Source organism: Paenibacillus ginsengihumi DSM 21568, assembly GCF_000380965.1.
Taxonomy (GTDB): Bacteria; Bacillota; Bacilli; order Paenibacillales; family NBRC-103111; genus Paenibacillus_G; species Paenibacillus_G ginsengihumi.
The window spans coordinates 28,436-44,714 of record NZ_KB905555.1; the positions used below are offsets into that span (position 1 = coordinate 28,436).

Annotated in this window: 13 protein-coding genes and 1 pseudogene; 11 read left to right on the forward strand and 3 right to left on the reverse strand. The window is 55.5% G+C overall.

Going from position 1 to position 16,279, the window contains the following annotated elements; translation table 11 throughout:
- Positions 1–177: 177 nt before the first annotated feature.
- The 4 genes and pseudogenes from F591_RS0106235 to F591_RS30075 form a co-directional block, all read left to right on the forward strand.
- Entirely contained in the window at positions 178–1,851 is a 1,674-nt protein-coding gene (locus tag F591_RS0106235) for an ABC transporter substrate-binding protein (RefSeq protein WP_019533731.1), read from the forward strand.
- Between the two features lie 123 nt (positions 1,852–1,974).
- Positions 1,975–2,940, forward strand: coding sequence for an ABC transporter permease (locus tag F591_RS0106240; protein WP_019533732.1), 966 nt, complete (start codon positions 1,975–1,977; stop codon positions 2,938–2,940).
- A 14-nt stretch (positions 2,941–2,954) separates the two neighbouring features.
- Positions 2,955–3,848 (forward strand): carbohydrate ABC transporter permease, encoded by an 894-nt coding sequence (locus F591_RS0106245; protein WP_019533733.1) that lies wholly within the window; start codon positions 2,955–2,957, stop codon positions 3,846–3,848.
- Positions 3,849–4,115: 267 nt separating this feature from the next.
- Positions 4,116–4,265: pseudogene (locus tag F591_RS30075) on the forward strand (putative PEP-binding protein); the annotation flags it as partial.
- 77 nt (positions 4,266–4,342) lie between these two features.
- Here F591_RS30075 and F591_RS0106255 read toward each other — a convergent pair.
- On the reverse strand, positions 4,343–4,573 hold the full coding sequence (locus F591_RS0106255) for a hypothetical protein (RefSeq protein ID WP_019533735.1): 231 nt from the start codon (positions 4,571–4,573) through the stop codon (positions 4,343–4,345).
- A gap of 180 nt (positions 4,574–4,753) precedes the next feature.
- On the opposite strand from F591_RS0106255, the gene F591_RS0106260 reads away from it, so the two are divergent.
- The 5 genes from F591_RS0106260 (at position 4,754) to F591_RS0106280 (ending at position 10,563) form a co-directional block, all read left to right on the forward strand.
- Positions 4,754–5,542 (forward strand): MerR family transcriptional regulator, encoded by a 789-nt coding sequence (locus F591_RS0106260; protein WP_019533736.1) that lies wholly within the window; start codon positions 4,754–4,756, stop codon positions 5,540–5,542.
- Positions 5,543–5,785: 243 nt separating this feature from the next.
- Positions 5,786–6,370 (forward strand): P-loop nucleotide/nucleoside kinase family protein, encoded by a 585-nt coding sequence (locus tag F591_RS0106265; RefSeq protein ID WP_019533737.1) that lies wholly within the window; start codon positions 5,786–5,788, stop codon positions 6,368–6,370.
- A 165-nt stretch (positions 6,371–6,535) separates the two neighbouring features.
- Positions 6,536–7,540, forward strand: a complete 1,005-nt coding sequence (locus tag F591_RS0106270) for a LacI family DNA-binding transcriptional regulator (protein ID WP_019533738.1) — start codon at positions 6,536–6,538, stop codon at positions 7,538–7,540.
- 182 nt (positions 7,541–7,722) lie between these two features.
- Positions 7,723–10,137: a DNA topoisomerase 3 gene (locus F591_RS0106275; RefSeq protein ID WP_019533739.1), complete on the forward strand. Its 2,415-nt coding sequence runs from the start codon at positions 7,723–7,725 to the stop codon at positions 10,135–10,137.
- A gap of 6 nt (positions 10,138–10,143) precedes the next feature.
- On the forward strand, positions 10,144–10,563 hold the full coding sequence (locus tag F591_RS0106280) for a DUF4395 family protein (RefSeq protein WP_019533740.1): 420 nt from the start codon (positions 10,144–10,146) through the stop codon (positions 10,561–10,563).
- Between the two features lie 1,076 nt (positions 10,564–11,639).
- Here the strand turns inward: F591_RS0106280 and F591_RS0106285 are convergent.
- Positions 11,640–12,416, reverse strand: a complete 777-nt coding sequence (locus tag F591_RS0106285; RefSeq protein ID WP_051109121.1) for a helix-turn-helix domain-containing protein — start codon at positions 12,414–12,416, stop codon at positions 11,640–11,642.
- A 355-nt stretch (positions 12,417–12,771) separates the two neighbouring features.
- On the opposite strand from F591_RS0106285, the gene F591_RS0106290 reads away from it, so the two are divergent.
- On the forward strand, positions 12,772–14,085 hold the full coding sequence (locus F591_RS0106290) for an ABC transporter substrate-binding protein (protein WP_019533742.1): 1,314 nt from the start codon (positions 12,772–12,774) through the stop codon (positions 14,083–14,085).
- Between the two features lie 141 nt (positions 14,086–14,226).
- Here F591_RS0106290 and trhA read toward each other — a convergent pair whose 3' ends face one another.
- Complete coding sequence (trhA, locus tag F591_RS0106295) at positions 14,227–14,868, reverse strand: PAQR family membrane homeostasis protein TrhA (RefSeq protein WP_019533743.1); 642 nt, start codon at positions 14,866–14,868, stop codon at positions 14,227–14,229.
- Positions 14,869–15,486: 618 nt separating this feature from the next.
- On the opposite strand from trhA, the gene F591_RS0106300 reads away from it, so the two are divergent.
- On the forward strand, positions 15,487–15,747 hold the full coding sequence (locus F591_RS0106300; protein WP_019533744.1) for a YkgJ family cysteine cluster protein: 261 nt from the start codon (positions 15,487–15,489) through the stop codon (positions 15,745–15,747).
- Positions 15,748–16,279: the final 532 nt, after the last annotated feature.

The following is a 16,279-nucleotide window of genomic DNA, read 5'->3' on the forward strand; positions in this document are numbered from 1 at the left end:
AGCTTCAGCGCGGTTTGGCCAGACGGTTTGGCCAGAGTACTTGAGTACGGCATGTTCCGGAGAGAACTCCTATAATTTTTAAAGTCTATTCTTTAGTTTATCGGGTAAACAAAGTATCGCGGCCATTTTATGATAAAGGTGTCATTCGAATATCGGTGGAAAGGGGTAACAGCTTTCATGTCCAAGAGAATAATGGCACTTATCGGTATGGCTGTATTACTGATGGCCTGCTTGCTCGCGGCCTGCACAGGCGACAGCGGCACTTCCGGGAGCGCCGGCCATAGCGGCAGCGACGGCGGAGCAGCCACACAGCCCGTAACGTTCAAGTACTTTAACTTTCAGAACCGCGCGCAGGATAAGATGGCCAGCGAGACGACCATCGGCAAAATTTTGCAGGAGCAGACGGGAGTGGACTTTAAGATCGAGTACCTCGTCGGCGATGCGGAGACCAAATCCGGCGTCATGATGGCAGGCGGCGATTACCCGGACGTCATCGCGCTGGACGGTCAATACGAGAAGTTTCTGGATGCGGGCGCTTTGATTCCGTTGGATGATCTGATCGAACAGCACGGCCCGAATATCAAGCGCGTGTACGGCCCTTACTTCGACCAGATGCGTCACACGGACGGGAAGATTTATATATTGCCTTACTCGGCCAACCAAGGCTATGTGCCGGACCCGACGATCGGCCAGGGCGCCTTCTGGATTCAACGTTCCGTGCTGAAGGAATTCGGCTATCCGGTGATCAAGACGTTGGACCAGTACTTTGACCTGATCAGGCGGTATATGGAGAAATATCCGACTCACGAAGGCACTGCCCGCATCGGATTCGCGATTTATGCGCCTACGGGCAACTTTTTCACCGTGACGAACGCGTCGAACCATCTGGCCGGATACCCGAACGACGGAGACGTCATGATCGATATGAAGACGCATGAAGCGAAGATGTACGCGGCTTCGGAATACGAGAGGCGCTGGCTGAAAGCGCTGAATGAGCTGAACGCCGAAAAATTGTTCGACCCGGAGTCATTCACGATGGACAAGGACCAATTTCTGGAGAAAATGACTTCCGGCCGCCTGCTCGGATACTTCGCATACGGCTGGCAAGTCGGCGAGGCGACCAATACGCTCAAAAATGCCGGCGTCGACGAATTGCGCTATGCGCCGCTGCCGGTTACGTTCGACGAGAGCATCAAGGACCAATACGTCGATCCGCCGAGCTTCGTCGCCAACCGCGGCGTCAGCATTTCGGTCAAGGCTCGAGATCCGGTGCGGATTATCCAATATTTTGACAATTTGCTCAAGGAAGAGAATCAAATTCTCGTGCAATGGGGCGAAGCGGGCGTAACCTATGAAATCGATGAGAAAGGCCGCTTCTACATGACGGAAGAGCAGCTGCGCAACCGCAACGACAACCAGTACAAGGAAAAATACGGCTGGATGGATTTTGAATACGGCTGGCCGCGCTATGGCAGCTCCTCCGTCCTCTCAAACGGCAATGCCTACGGCGTCGGCAGTCAACCGGAAATCGTTCAGATGGACTACACGGAAGGCGATAAGAAAATTTTGGAGGCTTATGGAGCCAAGACGTTCTCGGGATATTTCTCGCCGCCGGACGAACGCCCCTGGTATCCGGCATGGAGCTTCACGATCGAGCAGGGCTCGGATGAGCAGCTTCTGAAAAAGCAGGTGGAAGAGCTGCAGATGAAATATGTGACGCAAATCGTGCTTGCGAACCCGGGCAGCTTCGACAGCCTCTGGAATCAATATGTGGGGGAATTCAGCAAGCTGAATGTCGCCGGTTACGAGCGGTTCATGACCGAAGAGGTGAAGAAGCGTCTCTCGCGATGATGCGAATGGATTCAGCGGAAAGAGGTCGGGCTCGTTTTCCGGGCTCGCCTTTTTCTCGTTCGGCCCTGAACCTTCGCCGACGACTTCGTCGAATGATAAGAAATAAAGAAAGGAGTCATCGTCATGGCCCGGCCAACGAAAGATTTGCCCTTGAGTTCGACCGGACTTGCCGCGTCGAGCGAGAAGACGTTCCTTCAAAAGCTGCGCAATCAGAAAGCACTGCTTGTTATGTCGCTCCCTTTTTTGGTCTGGCTGTTCATCTTCAAATATATGCCGCTTTGGGGCTGGACGATGGCGTTTCAGGACTACAAGATCGCAAGAAGCTTCGCGGAGCAGCAATGGATTGGTCTTGCGACCTTCCGGAAAATGCTCACAGACGATTACTTCTGGCTCGTGCTGCGCAATACGATTGTCATGAGCTTCATTCAGATTGTGCTGGGCTTCGTTACGGCGATCACATTGGCCATCTTGTTGAATGAGTTGAGAAACCTCGTATTCAAACGGGTTGTACAGACGATCAGTTATTTGCCGCATTTTATCAGCTGGGTCGTGGCGGCGAATATCGTGACGACGGTGCTCGCTGCGGAAGGGATTGTCAATGAAGTGTTGCTGCGGCTGGGACTGCTCGATTCTCCGATATTATGGCTCTTGAAAGGCGAATATTTCTGGGGAATCTTCGGCGCAGCGATCACATGGAAGGAGCTCGGCTGGAATACGATTATTTATTTGGCCGCGATTACGATGATCGACCCGTCGCTGTATGAAGCTGCGGAAATGGACGGTGCGAGCCGGTGGCGGAAAATTTGGCACATCACCTTGCCGGGCATGCGTTCTGTAATCGTCATTCTGTTGATCATGAACCTCGGCTACATCATCGAGTCCGGATTCGAGCCGCAATATTTGCTGCGCAATGGGACGAACAAAGACTTTTCGGAAAACCTGGACATCTATGTGCTGGACTACGGGATGAAAATGGCCGATTACTCCTTGTCGACAGCGGCGAGCATGTTCAAGACGATCGTCAGCTTCATCTTCCTGTTCTCGGCCAACGCGATTGCGAAACGGCTCGGCGAAAGCCGCTTGTTCTAAGGAGGCAGATAAGCATGGCATGGAAAAAACGTTTCAGCCTGTTCGATACGATCAATATTGCGCTGATGCTGTGTCTGATTGTCGTCACTTTGTATCCGTTCCTCAACCTGCTCGCCGTCTCCCTGAACGATTCCGCCGATGCGATGCGCGGCGGGATCAAGCTGTGGCCGCGAGAATTCACCTTGGACAATTACGCTTATGTTTTCTCGTTTTCCAACGTCGGCCACGCTACGATGATCTCGGCGCTGCGCGCGCTCATCGGCACGGTGACCTCCGTCTTCTGCACCGCCATGCTGGCGTACACCGTATCGCGCAAGGAGTATGTGCTCAGAAAATTCGTCACGCTGGCGTTCATCATCACGATGTATATTAACGGCGGTCTGATCCCGACATATCTGCTGATTCGCGATCTGAATCTGCTGAACAGCTTCTGGGTGTATATTTTGCCTGGCGTGATCAGCGTGTTCAATATGATCGTCATTCGCTCTTTCATTGAAGGCTTGCCCGAAGGCGTGATCGAATCGGCGAAGATCGACGGCGCGGGCGATTTCAGCGTCTTCTTCCGGATCATTCTGCCGCTGACCGTACCGGCCCTTGCCACCGTATCGCTGTTCGTGGCTGTCGGTCAATGGAACTCCTGGTTTGACGTGTTTCTGTATACGTCGTCCCGTCTGGATCTAAGCACCCTGCAGTATGAGCTGCAAAAAGTGCTGCATTCGACCAGCACCAATGCGGCGGCCACGGCCGCGGACGCGTTTGCGCAAGCCCAGGGCGGGGGCCCGAACGTAACGCCGACGACGATTCGCGCGACGATGACGATCGTGGCCAGCGTCCCGATCATCATGGTGTATCCGTTCCTGCAGAAATATTTTGTCAAGGGGATGACGCTTGGCGGTGTCAAAGAATAGGGAGCACATGTTCTCGAAGGACTCAATCATCAATAAAGCCTGAGTGATCCTAAACTTCACCAAGGAAATCTGCATCTAAATAATACAGGTATTTCCATTCCTTGTTGGATGCATCGGTGAAACAAACCGTCATTTATCATTTTCAGAACGATCCATTGGTGTCAGGTGAATATTTGTTCACGACAACGGACCATAGCCGGTTTGCCCAACTAAGCCAAGAACTGATCGGGAGAGAGAAGGCACTCACGAAAAGCGCCTTCTCCTAAAGGCTTCCGCGCCATTCGTCTTTGTTTGGAGCAGAAGGAGCTTTTCCGCATTCAACTGCGGGCATTGCTCCGTGCCAGTGTATACGGGCCGCTGCGAATGATGTTCCCGATGATTGCGACGCTGGAAAAATTTCGCATGGCCAAAGCGCTTGAGAAGCAAACTGCGCAGTGAACTCATAGACGAAAGCCCAAGAGATGTCGTCCAGATCGAACGGCAGCCGTTACGCTTTATTTGCCTTTGACCGGGTTATCCGCATGATAGAACAGATCAAGGCGAAGGAAGACGGACAAGGTGGTGGCGTTTGCCTCGACAGGGGGCGGGAAGGCCGATTCGCCGCTGGACAAAAAATGAAAAGCTTTCGGCGGCATCGGTCCGCTTCGATCCAGGGACGATTTAGTCCCGCCTCTTTCGCCCACAGGAAGCGGGATGATGGATGCCATATCATGAAACAGGCTCATAGATTCACTCCTTGTCATCTCATCTATACATAGGCGCAGCGGAATGACGAATGGTTCCAGAATCGGAGAGAATGAATAAGGCTGCATTTTTTTTTGCGCTTGCACCTCCACCTGCTGTAGGTATTATGATGAGATTGCAGTCGCGATTGCAAATCTATTTCCTGGAGGTTTAATATAAGCATGACGGAGGAAAAAACGTATTCGATCGGCGATTTTTCGCAAAAGACGGGCGTGCCGATCCGCACGCTGCATTATTACGACGAAATCGGGCTGCTGAAGCCCAGGAAGCATCCGGTTTCCGGACATCGCATGTATAATGAGAAGGATGTACTCGATCTGCACAAAATTGTAAGCCTGAAATTTTTGGGATGCAGCCTGGAGCAGATCAAGGAGCTGATCGCGCACGCCGAGTTCGATGTCAGCTTGAATAAGACGCTGCTGGCGCGCAAGCAGGCGTTGACCGAGGAAAAGGAGCGCATCGAGCAATCGCTGCAGGCGATCGACCGGACGATGCTGCTGCTGGAAAAAGAAGGGGCGGTCGACAGCCATGTGCTGATGAGCCTGATCAACAACATGCAGACGGAAAAAACGCAGCGCGAATGGCTGGAAGCGAAAACGCCCAAAGAGATCGTCGACCGGCTGTTCAACAAGTCGGAGGAGGAAAAAATCGAGCTGGATATCGCCTTCATCCAATTGACCAAAGAAGTGAAGCGATTGATGGGAAGGCCGGCCAGCGACCCGGAGGTTCTGGCGCTGGTTGAACAGTTTATGCAAGCGACGATCGAGTTCGTCGGCGAAGACGCCATGTACGCGATGGGCGAAATGGACACGAGCGAAGCCGAAGAGCTGGCCGCGAAGGTGCCTTCGCCCTATACGAAGGAAGAGGAAGCTTGGTTGAACGCGGCGATGGAATATTATATGGTGCACAACGGCATGATGGACCCGGAGACGCCGGCCGACCCGTCGTAACGGGCAAGCGGGTTCGCAAGCGGCGAATCGACAGGAGCAGGCAGCGCCGCCGCGGAAGTCGTTGGCGGCCGCTTGGATCGGCCGGACCGCTGTGCACTCCTGCGGCTCTGCGGCGCATCAGGGAGGACAGACGCCGATGACGGACTCAGCCTTCGTGAAACGGTTGGCACCTTCGGTATCGACGCCGCTTTCGATGTATTGATGAAATTCAATATAATGGAATGAGAAAAAAGGAGGCTTTGGATGCGGAAACTGGTGTTTTTTCTTGGCGCGGCCGGGGCGGGCAAGACGACGCTGGCCAAGGCGCTGGCCGGCCGACGCAGAGCGGCGCTATTTGATATGGACACGCTGCTGCGGCCTGCGGCCGAAGCGGTCATGACAATGGCCGGCCTGGACCCGAGCGACCGCGATTCGGACGATTACAAGCGGCTGTGCCGGGATTTGGGCTATCGCATCACGATGGATGCGGCGCTGGAAAATATTGCGATCGGCATGGACGCTTATGTCATCGGTCCGTTCACGAAGGAGACGGACGATCCGACGTGGCTGGAGCGGGAGCTCGGGCGCATCGGCGCAACGCTGCGGGACGTGGACGTGAAGGTGCTGTTCGTCACCTTGCAAGGCGAAAGCAAGTACCGCGAGCGCATCGAGGCGCGGCAATCGCCGCTGGATGCGTGGAAGCTGGAGCATTGGGAGCGATTCCGCCGCTCGCTTGCGCCAAGAGAGATTCGCTGGCCGCTGCCGCCCGGGGCGGTCGCATACTTCGACAATTCCGGACCGCTGACGGACGATAAGCTGGAGCAGGCCGAGCGCTTGCTATACGGATGAAGCTCGCGGCTGCCGGCGACAGCTGCCGGGCGGAGCGCTTGAGCCGGCCGCGGCCAAAGCGGCCATCAGGCCGTATATCCGGCTTTCGGCATTGTCGGCTTGACATCGCCGAAAACTCGCGATAACGTGGAAACAAACGAAATAGCGCGGGGGAGCAGGAGTGTCATGGTAACGAGAGACGATGTCGCCAAGCACGCTGGGGTGTCCGTTGCAGTCGTATCCTACGTGATCAACAATAAAGCGATAGTGAAAGAAGAAACGCGGCAAAAGGTGCTGCGCTCCATCGAGGCGTTGGGCTACAACCCGAACCTGGCGGCGCGCAGCCTCAAGACGAAGCGGACGAACCAATACGGCGTCTTGTTCAACAATTTGGGCAACCCGTTCGAGACGGGCATCTCGCTCGGCCTGGAAGAGAAGGCGCGGGAGCTGGGCCAATCGCTCATTTTTCAGACGTTTTTGCGCGCAGAAGAAGAGAAGCTGAAGACGATCTTTATGGGCCGGACGGACGGACTCATCCTGCTTGGCCAAAGCTTGCAGGAGACGACGGTTCAATATTTCGGCAAGCTGGGGCTGCCCGTCTATTCGATTACGACCCCGGTTCATGCCCATCCGTCCGTCCGCTGCATAGATATCGACTGGTACAAGGCGATGACGGACTTGCTGCGGCATTTGAAGGAGCTCGGCCATACGCGCATCGCTTTCATGGGCAATGCGAACGCGGAGCACCCTCATCATGTCCGCTATTTGCAATTTCGGCGGGCGCTGGAGGCGCTCGGGCTCTCCTTCGATCCGGCATCGCTGATGCAGGCGGACGGGCGGCTCGAATCGGCTTACGGGGTCATGAAGAGTCATCTCGCCGACACTTCCCGGCTGGCGTTCAGCGCGATCGTATGCGCCAACGACCTGATGGCGATCGGCGTGTTGTCCGCGTGCAAAGACCGCGGCCTGGCCGTTCCCCGCGATCTGTCTGTCGCCGGGTGCGAGAATATTTTGATGGCTTCCCATACGACGCCATCGCTGACGACGATCCATTATCCGCGCAGGGAGAGCGGCTTCCTGGCCGTCGAGTGCATATTGCGGCGCGAAGGCGGCGATGCCGCTCAAGAGGCGGCAGAGCATCTGGAGCACAAGCTGATCGTCAGGGAATCGACCGGCGAGTGCCGGGCTTAATCCAATGACGCCTCTCTCGGAGAGCTGAAGCCGCTCATGGCGAACGCTCTCCCTTTTATTTTGACGCGAGGCTTTGGGGCCCTTTCTATGGTATAATTTTGGAAACAGCCGGCAGACCGGCGCCGCGTTGAACGAAGGAGCGGACGAGCCGGCCCGCACATTCGGAGGAGCGATCGAACGTTTTGAAGACTTTGATTATAGCCGAAAAACCGGATATGGGCCGCAATATTGCGGCGGCCATCGAACCGAAGGCGATGAACCGCCGCACTTACATCGAAGGGGAGCGGTACATCATTACGTGGGCAATCGGCCATCTGATCGGATTGGCCGAGCCGGACGCGTACGATGACAAATATAAAAAATGGAACATCGACGATCTGCCCATCATTCCCGAGCGGTTCAAGCTTGTGCCTAACCCGAAAACGAAGGATCAGCTCAAGGTGATCGCCGAGCTCGCCAAGCGCTGCGATAGGCTGATCAACGCCTGCGACGCGGGGCGCGAAGGGCAGCATATTTTCTCGCTCATCCAGCGGCATCTGAAGCTGCGCCAACCGGTCAAGCGGCTGTGGATATCCGATTTGACGCCGGAGACGATACGGCGGGGCTTCAGCGAGCTGAAGGACGCCGCCGAGTACGAGAATTTGACGAAGGCGGCCAAGGCGCGCAGCGAAGCCGACTGGCTGATCGGCATGAACGGCTCGCGGGCGTTCACGACGAAGCACCAGGTGCTGCTGTCCGTAGGGCGCGTGCAGACGCCGGTGCTCGCGCTGCTGTACGACCGGCAGAAGGAGATCGAAGCGTTCACCGCGAGCAAATATTATGTGGTCGAGGCGCATTTTAAGCAGAATGAGACGGAATACAGAGGATTGTGGCAGGGCGACAAATTGACCGACTCCGCCAAAGCGGAGGCGATCGCGCGCAAGGTCAGGGGAAAGTCCGGGACGGTTGCCGGCTACGACGTGAAGGAGACGAAGGAGTACCCGTTCAAGCTGTACGATTTGACGCTGCTGCAGCGCGAGGCGAACGCAAGATTTGCTTTTTCCGCCAAAAAAACGCTCGATCTGGCCCAGTCGCTGTACGAAAAGCATAAGGTCATCAGCTACCCGCGAACGACGTCCAATTACGTGACGGAGCAGAACATCCCCGAGATGCACAAGGCGCTGAATATGCTGCGCCGCACATCTTACGGAGCGTATGTCGAAGAGGCCAACCAGCTTCTCGTGCATCCGCGGAATAAAGCCGTCTGCAATCCGGCCAAGGTGGAGGATCACCACGCCATCCTGCCGACGCATCGACAGGCGAAGGGGCTCACCGCTGACGAGTCCAAAATATACGATCTGATCGTCCGGCGGTTCCTCTCGCATTATTATCCCCCGGCCGAATATAAGGTGCATACCGTGCTGACGAAGGTGGAGGAAGAACCGTTCAAGACGACGGTCAAGCAGCTGCTGGCGCCGGGCTGGAAGGTGCTGTACGCAGGCCAGGGCAATGAGCAGAGGGACGGCAAGAAGCGCGGCAGGGCGAAGGAGGACGAGGACGACAGCCAGGCGGAGGATGAGGTGACCGCGTCGTTCGAGCTGGACCCGTCGCTTGCCGTTCGCTGCAGCAAAAGCGCTGCCAGGGAGAAGGAAACGAAGCCGCCCAAGGCCTATACGGAAGGAACGCTGTTGAAAGCGATGGAGAGCGCCGGCAAGCAGATCGAGGACGAGGAGCTGCGCGACGCAATGAAGGATTCCGGACTCGGCACGCCGGCCACGCGGGCGGCCATCATCGAGCGGCTGAAGCAGGTCGGCTATGTCGTCATGAAAGGCAAGCAGCTCGCCATTACGCAGAAAGGACGCACCGCCGTCGAGCTCATCCGCGGCGCCGGGGTCGATCTGCTCACTTCCCCCGAGATGACGGGACAGTGGGAGCGGCGTCTTAACCAGATCGCCCGCGGCGCCGCTTCCGACGAAGCGTTCATGGACAACGTGAAGCGGTTTGCCGCCATGATCGTTGACAAAGTAAAGGGGCAGGCCCGCGTCTCCAGGCAGGCGTTCGAGGATGACGAGGCGGCGAAGCCGGCGCGGAGCAGGCGGGCGCGAAGCAAGGCGGAGGCCGCCGCAGCCGCGGCCAAAGGCGCGCAAGCAGCGCGCGGCAAGCGAACGCGCCTGCAGGCGGCGCCCGCAAGCGCAGCCGCGCGGGGCGGCCGGGCCGCAAGCGCAGCGGCGGGCGAGGCAGCGGCGGCAGAGTCGGTTGCCTATGCGCCTGCTGCATCCGCTCCGGTAGCGGCACCCGCAAGCTCCGCCGCAGCCGGCCGCCGCGGGCTCGGCCCTTGCCCGGCGCCCGGCTGCGGCGGCACCATCATTATAGGCCGCCGCGGCTACGGCTGCTCTCATTATAAGACCGGCTGCCGCTTCGTCGTATGGAAGGAGCAGCACGGCGCTTCGCTGACTCCGGCGGACATTGCCGGGCTTCTGCGCAGCGGAACGACCGCAGCGATGGAGCTGAGCGATCCGGCGGGCCGCCGCTTCCGCGGGCGACTGCGGTTGGCCGACCGCATCTCCGGGCAGCTTGAGCCGGAACCCGCCTCCGTATCAAAGGCGAAAGAGAGGTGATGACGCATGAGTGCAGCGAACAACGAAATACCCGTTCCTCTGATTCGGGTCAACCAGGCCGGCATCGTTCTGCTGGTCGTGCTCGGCATTGTCCTGCAGCAGCCTGCCGTGATCGCGGCGCTGTGGGCGATCCAGGTGCTGAGCCTGTGGCAGGGGATGCGCAGCAACATCATCGTTATATTAGGAGCGCCGCTGGTCAAACGCAAAATTCCCGGCGCACCCACCGAAGCCCGCGAGCTGAACCGCTTTAACCAGACGATCGCCGTCATTTTGCTGTCCTTGTCGGTGCTGCTGTTCTGGCTGCTGCCCGGTTCGTTCGCAGGCTACATTCCCGCCGCCCTCGTCGCTTTGGCTGCCCTGCTGGCCATCTGCGGCTTTTGCGTCGGCTGCTTTCTATATTTTCAGTTTAAACGATGGAGACGCTGACAGACGGCGTCTCCTTTTGTATAAGAGAAATGCGGCTTTCTGTGCCCAAACGCGAAAGCTGCCCGATGAGGCGGATTCCGAGGGGAGAGACGCCTATGACGAGCGCTTCCTTTTGTCACCGGTCGTCACCTGCGGTGTTGAAAATTCGGCTCGTGAGATATTGCCGAATTTTCAAGGTAGGTCAGCAAATGTTGTATTTTGTACAACAAAAACGGGGCAATAACGCGCATTCGCTGCTCATTGTTGTAGAAAGTGCAACATTTCGGGCGATATTCCCGGGTTTCAAGCCCATCTCACCCAAATTGTTGCACAAAATACAACATTCTCCTGTCTCTAGCGCGCAAAATACGGAAAATGTTGCACTTTTTGCAGGATTCGTCGCCTAATTGCCCGGGGAGGGGGAGCACTAACGCCGAGCTCGAACGCCAACGCGAAGGTCGAACGCCATGCGGAGTCCGAACGCCAACGCGAAGGTTGAACGCCATGCGGAGTCCGAACGCCAACGCGAAGATTGAACGCCATGCGGAGTCCGAACGCCAACGCGAAGATTGAACGCCATGCGGAGTCCGAACGCCAACGCGAAGATTGAACGCCATGCGGAGTTCGAACGCCACGCTGAGCTTGGGACCCGCCGGCCGAGTATGCCCTGGTCGCTGCAAAAGGGCTTGCACGATCAAGGGCCTCGGGCGGAGCTCACTCAACGCTTTTCTCACGGCTTGCTTTCGTGTTGCGGCAAACGATCGCCCACGGCACTCGCGATGGGCGGCTCGAGCCGCCGGGGGAATGGCTTGCTCGCTTGGCAAGCCTTCAATCGTTGTGCTGCAGGGCTAACGCTTGCCACAGAGCTTATTTAGCCCGAAACGGCCGATTTCGTATTCTAACGCTTGTGAGCAGTCTTATTCCGCTTTTTTGCCTGCCAGATGCAGCGTTTCCGACAAAATAGCGCTGCTCCGTTTCGCTACATTTTAAGCAAGGGGCGTTTCATCCAAATAGCGTTTGTCACCAGCGTTAGAGAGGTTGTGATCGACAAGTTTCCCGAAGGTCCGCTTTTAGCGATAAGCGATATCCCTTGCCGCTTACTTGCACACAGAAGAGGGAGAGTAGCCTTTTATCGCCTTGAACACTTTGCTAAAGTAAGAAATATCATGAAATCCGCACCGTTCCGCCACCTCAGTTACCGAAAAGCCCCCGGTAGAAAGCAGCATCTCGGCTTGATTTACGCGCAGCTGGTTCAAATATTGCTTAAACGAACTGCCCGTGTTGCTTTTAAACAGCTTTCCGAGATAAACCGGGTGAAGCTTGACGATTTCGGCCATCTTCGATAAGTCCAGCTCCTCCGAGTAATGCTCCATGATGTAATCCAACACTTGATTGATCCTTTTGTCCGATCGAATAGCAGCCTCTTGGCGATAGAAATTGGTCATGACCTGATGCATGATCATCATGAATAATGCCCTTGACTGCATGATATACCCCAGCTGTCTCCTCATCCAGACATGCTTGAACTGCCGGATGTAATTTACAATATCACTCGTTATGATGTTTTTCGTCACGATCTCGAGAGGCAGTGCGTCCGGACTCCCGGCTGGCAGCCAGTTGAAATTGAAAGCATAGGAGTGCATGGGAGATTCCTTCAGCGTATGCGCCTCCCGTTCGCTGCCGAGCGGGATGTAGATGACATCGCCGGCTTCCACCGTATATTGCACGCCGTTGACGTAGTAATTTGATTTTCCTTCAACAACGAAGGTGAGGTCGTGGAATGGGATGACATCCTTTTCGATCTTCCATTCGGGAAAACATTTTCTGTCGACAAAATGGACAACGCCGGGAACTTTGTACTGCAGCTGTTCCATGTTCAACACTCGCATGATCACCTCAATCGTATCGGATGGAGCCGGATGCTTCCACGAAAAATCATCGCACAAGCCTATCGTATCATTGTTTCAAAATCGAATAAAGACATTTAATAGTTACCAATGATATTGAAATATTTTGTCGAAATGTACGGAAGCTGTCTGACAGAAAACAGTGAGTTTAACGAACAACCGGATCAATGGGCATTTAAAAAAAGATTACGCAAATATTTAATAGTTACAAATTATATCTAATTGCTCCATAGAGAATGTAAGCGTTTTAACTTATACTAGGTCATGAAGATTTTAACGATTTTGTAATAAAAGTGAAATGTAATGAGGAGGGTTATTTCGAATGAAAATGAGAAGGCTTGCAGCAGTTACGGCGATGGTATCGTTGCTTTCGATCACTGCTTGTGCCGGTAAGGAAGGCGCAGTCACGGAGAAGCCGGCGGAAAATACCGCAAGTACGGAGCCGGTTACGCTGAAATTGGCCGTAGTTGCCACGATGTTATCCGACGAATCGTTCCAGAAGTATTTTGTTCAGGAAGTGCAGAAGAAATACCCCCATATTACATTGGAGAGGTCCGATCCCAGCCAAGCCATAGAAGATCTGGTCGCTTCGGGCGATATCCCCGATATTATTTATTCCTCCTTGCCGGGTATTCCTAAGCTGCAATTGCTTGACGTTTTAGAGGATTTGTCACCTTATATAAAAAAATACAACACAGATCTGTCCAGGTTTGATCCGGTACTGATGGAGGCGCTCCAGCAATTTGGCGGCGATAATCAAGTAATAGCCCTTCCCTACAAAATGAATATTCCCGCTCTCTTCTACAATAAAGATATATTCGACCGGTTCGGAGTTTCCTATCCCGAGGATGGAATGACGTGGGACGAAGCTTTCGGTCTTGCCAGAAAGCTGACGAGGCAGGATGGTGGCACGCAATATCTCGGTATATTTACAGGGGGAGCAGACCGGATGGCCATGGGGCTGAATCTACCTTATGTGGACATGGCAACCAATAAGGCCAAACTGCAGACGGATGAGTGGCAGCAGGTGCTGAGCATGTTCACGTCGGAAATGTCGTTATCCGGGTATGTGGCAGACGGCAAATTACCGGATCTTTGGGCTATGTTCAATAGGGAAAAAAGCGTAGCCATGGCTGCTTTTTGGGGGCCGGACGCCATCAGCAACTTCGGTGAAATGGAGAGAAATGGCGAAGGCTTTTCCTGGGATATGGTAACCGTTCCGACGTTCAAGAAGGGAGAAGGGTATGCGTGGCAGGCCGATGCGCATACGCTGATCATCACTTCGACCAGCAAGCACAAGGAACAGGCGTATCAGGTGCTTTCCGTGATGACAAGCGATGAAGTGCAGAGCGTGCTGAATAAAAACGGCGTGCTGACCTCCTTGCAAAAAACGCCGGAGCTGATTAAGGACTACGGCTCCGAGATTCCATCCTTCCATGGAAAAAATGTCAATGCGCTCTTTGCGTTGAAGCCGGCGGTCAAGACGTTTACCCCATTCGATGATAAGGGACGGGGACTGATCAATGCGGCAGCCAACGATGTTTTGATAAAAGGAATTGATGTGAACACGGCTTTGAAAAGCGCTGAGGAGCAGTTGGACCAGTATATTAGACAGCATCAAATGGCCAATCCATAGTCAGGGACTCGGACCGGCAAAAGAGCAAGAGCGCACCGGCAATTGGCGAGAAATCCTATAGGTTTTTGTGGCGTTCACGATATGACATGATTGGTAGTTCCTGGCAGCGCCAAATCGATCTTGCTACCAGGCTTTGCACCGTTAATAAGGCACAGGCGTTACATAGCGGTAGACCGCCCAAAAGTGGCACAAGCTGCCGATCAGCACAAAAGCGTGCCAGATCGCATGATGATACGGCAGCCGCCGCCAAAGAAAAAAGACGAGCCCGATCAAATACATCATCGCGCCTATGAGCAAAAGCTGGAAACCCGCTTCCGGCAGCCTTTCGCTGAGCGGGCCGAGCGCGAGCACGATCAGCCAGCTCATGACGAGATAATAAAGGATGGTCCAGGCGATATACTGCCTGACGAGCGTGCGGATATAACATATGCCCGAGAGGGCCATCGCCCAGACGAACAGCAGCAGGCACCAGCCGAACGGCCCGCGCAAGGTAACGAGCATGAACGGGGTATACGTGCCGGCGATCAGCAGGAAGATCGCCGCATGATCGAGCAGCTCGAAGCGTTCGATCCATTTGGGCGAGCGGGCGCTGTGCAGCAGGGTGGAGGATGTATAGAGCAGGCACAGGGCGAACCCGAATATGACAAAAGCCGCTGTCTGCCAGGGATCGCCTTCAGCCAAGGCGCGCTCCAGCAGCAAATATAAGGCGGCCAGGCTGCAGGCTGCGCCGAACCCATGGCTGATGGCGTTCCAGCGCTCTTCGTTGCGGGCCAACGCTTCCATCGTTCATCATCTCCCCTGAAGTCATCGTGCCTAGCTTATCCCAAAAGGCGGGGGCGCATGCAGCCGCAGGGCCGCAGCATGGAGAGGGATACGATGGCCACCGTTTGAACGATCATTCCCGTTGCGGCATGTTTTGGGGGGCTGCTGATCGTCTCCGTTTTCTACCTGATCAAGCAATATTGGGGGGGAATTAGGTCGGGGCGAGCGTTTTCTGCGTTTCCCCTCATCATTCGTGGCATCCTATGCGATATCGTTGTCCCGGGTTAAACGTGTTTTTTCGCTGTTTCCGCCGTTTTGCTTTTCAAGCTTAGGTCGGCATGATAGGATCGTACTAGAGCAACAGCAATGCGGCGCAGCGGTTTGGGAAGCGGTCTGAAATCTGCCAAGCGCTACCGCGCAGCGGTTTGGGAAGCTCCTGAAGTCTGCCATGCACCGCTGCGCACCAATCACTTCTGACCAAGCCCTGCGCGTGTACCGGTCAGTCTTATCAAACCTGCATGCGTACCGATCACTCTAACTAGACCGCATGCGTACCGATCACTCTAGCCAGACCCGTACACGTACCGACCACTTTGACCAGCCCCCGCGTACCGATGACAAGGAAGGAGAGGGAGCGATATGGATTGCCGCGTCGGCTGTGCGGCCTGTTGCATTGTCATCTCCATCACCTCGCCCATACCCGGCATGCCGGAAGGCAAGCCGGCCGGCGTCCGGTGCGTTCAACTGACCGACGACGGCAAATGCCGCCTGTTCGGCAAGCCGGAGCGCCCTGCGGTGTGCGGCAGCCTGCAGCCCGCGCCTGATATGTGCGGCCAGTCCAACGAGGAGGCCTACCGTTATTTGGAAGCGCTCGAGCAGGCAACCCGGCCGCAGTCATAGGTTGCCCGCAAGGAAAGGGCATAGGGAGCCGGGAGCCGTCTTACCTTCGCATGTTTTGCCGACGCCCGGAGTATGTTGTGGAGATTGGCGCCTATGACTGGGAAGGGGCGCACTAACGCAGGGGTCGAACGCAAACGTGACGCTAACGCGGGGGGCGAACGCTAATGCGGAGTTCGCGGTTAGCTAACGCTAGCCAGAGAGCTTATTTCTCTCGAAACGCTCGATTTGAAATTGTAACGCAAGTGAGCAGCCTTATTGGGCATTTGGGCTACCCGATTCAGCGTTTCTGACCAAATAGCGTTACCACGTTTCGTTACATTTTAAAAAAGGCACGATTCAGCAAAATCACGTTTGTCACCAGCGTTAGAGATTCAGAAGCTTTCGGCGGCAGCGCAGGAAGGAGCAGCACAGGAATGGGCTGCGGACCCTGGAGTGTTTTCAAAGTAGACCCCCATGCCGCCTGTGCGCACCATCGGAGGATGAACATGGGCCGCGGGCCTTGGGCTATTTGGCATACGAATGACAGCCGGTG

Coding starts and splice junctions, on each gene's coding strand:
- F591_RS0106235 (WP_019533731.1), top strand. CDS start 178: ATGTCCAAGAGAATAATGGCACTTATCGGTATGGCTGTATTACTGATG.
- F591_RS0106285 (WP_051109121.1), bottom strand. CDS start 12,416: ATGGAACAGCTGCAGTACAAAGTTCCCGGCGTTGTCCATTTTGTCGAC.
- F591_RS0106245 (WP_019533733.1), top strand. CDS start 2,955: ATGGCATGGAAAAAACGTTTCAGCCTGTTCGATACGATCAATATTGCG.
- F591_RS0106280 (WP_019533740.1), top strand. CDS start 10,144: ATGAGTGCAGCGAACAACGAAATACCCGTTCCTCTGATTCGGGTCAAC.
- F591_RS0106290 (WP_019533742.1), top strand. CDS start 12,772: ATGAAAATGAGAAGGCTTGCAGCAGTTACGGCGATGGTATCGTTGCTT.
- F591_RS0106300 (WP_019533744.1), top strand. CDS start 15,487: ATGGATTGCCGCGTCGGCTGTGCGGCCTGTTGCATTGTCATCTCCATC.
- F591_RS0106270 (WP_019533738.1), top strand. CDS start 6,536: ATGGTAACGAGAGACGATGTCGCCAAGCACGCTGGGGTGTCCGTTGCA.
- F591_RS0106255 (WP_019533735.1), bottom strand. CDS start 4,573: ATGAGCCTGTTTCATGATATGGCATCCATCATCCCGCTTCCTGTGGGC.
- trhA (WP_019533743.1), bottom strand. CDS start 14,868: ATGGAAGCGTTGGCCCGCAACGAAGAGCGCTGGAACGCCATCAGCCAT.
- F591_RS0106240 (WP_019533732.1), top strand. CDS start 1,975: ATGGCCCGGCCAACGAAAGATTTGCCCTTGAGTTCGACCGGACTTGCC.
- F591_RS0106260 (WP_019533736.1), top strand. CDS start 4,754: ATGACGGAGGAAAAAACGTATTCGATCGGCGATTTTTCGCAAAAGACG.
- F591_RS0106265 (WP_019533737.1), top strand. CDS start 5,786: ATGCGGAAACTGGTGTTTTTTCTTGGCGCGGCCGGGGCGGGCAAGACG.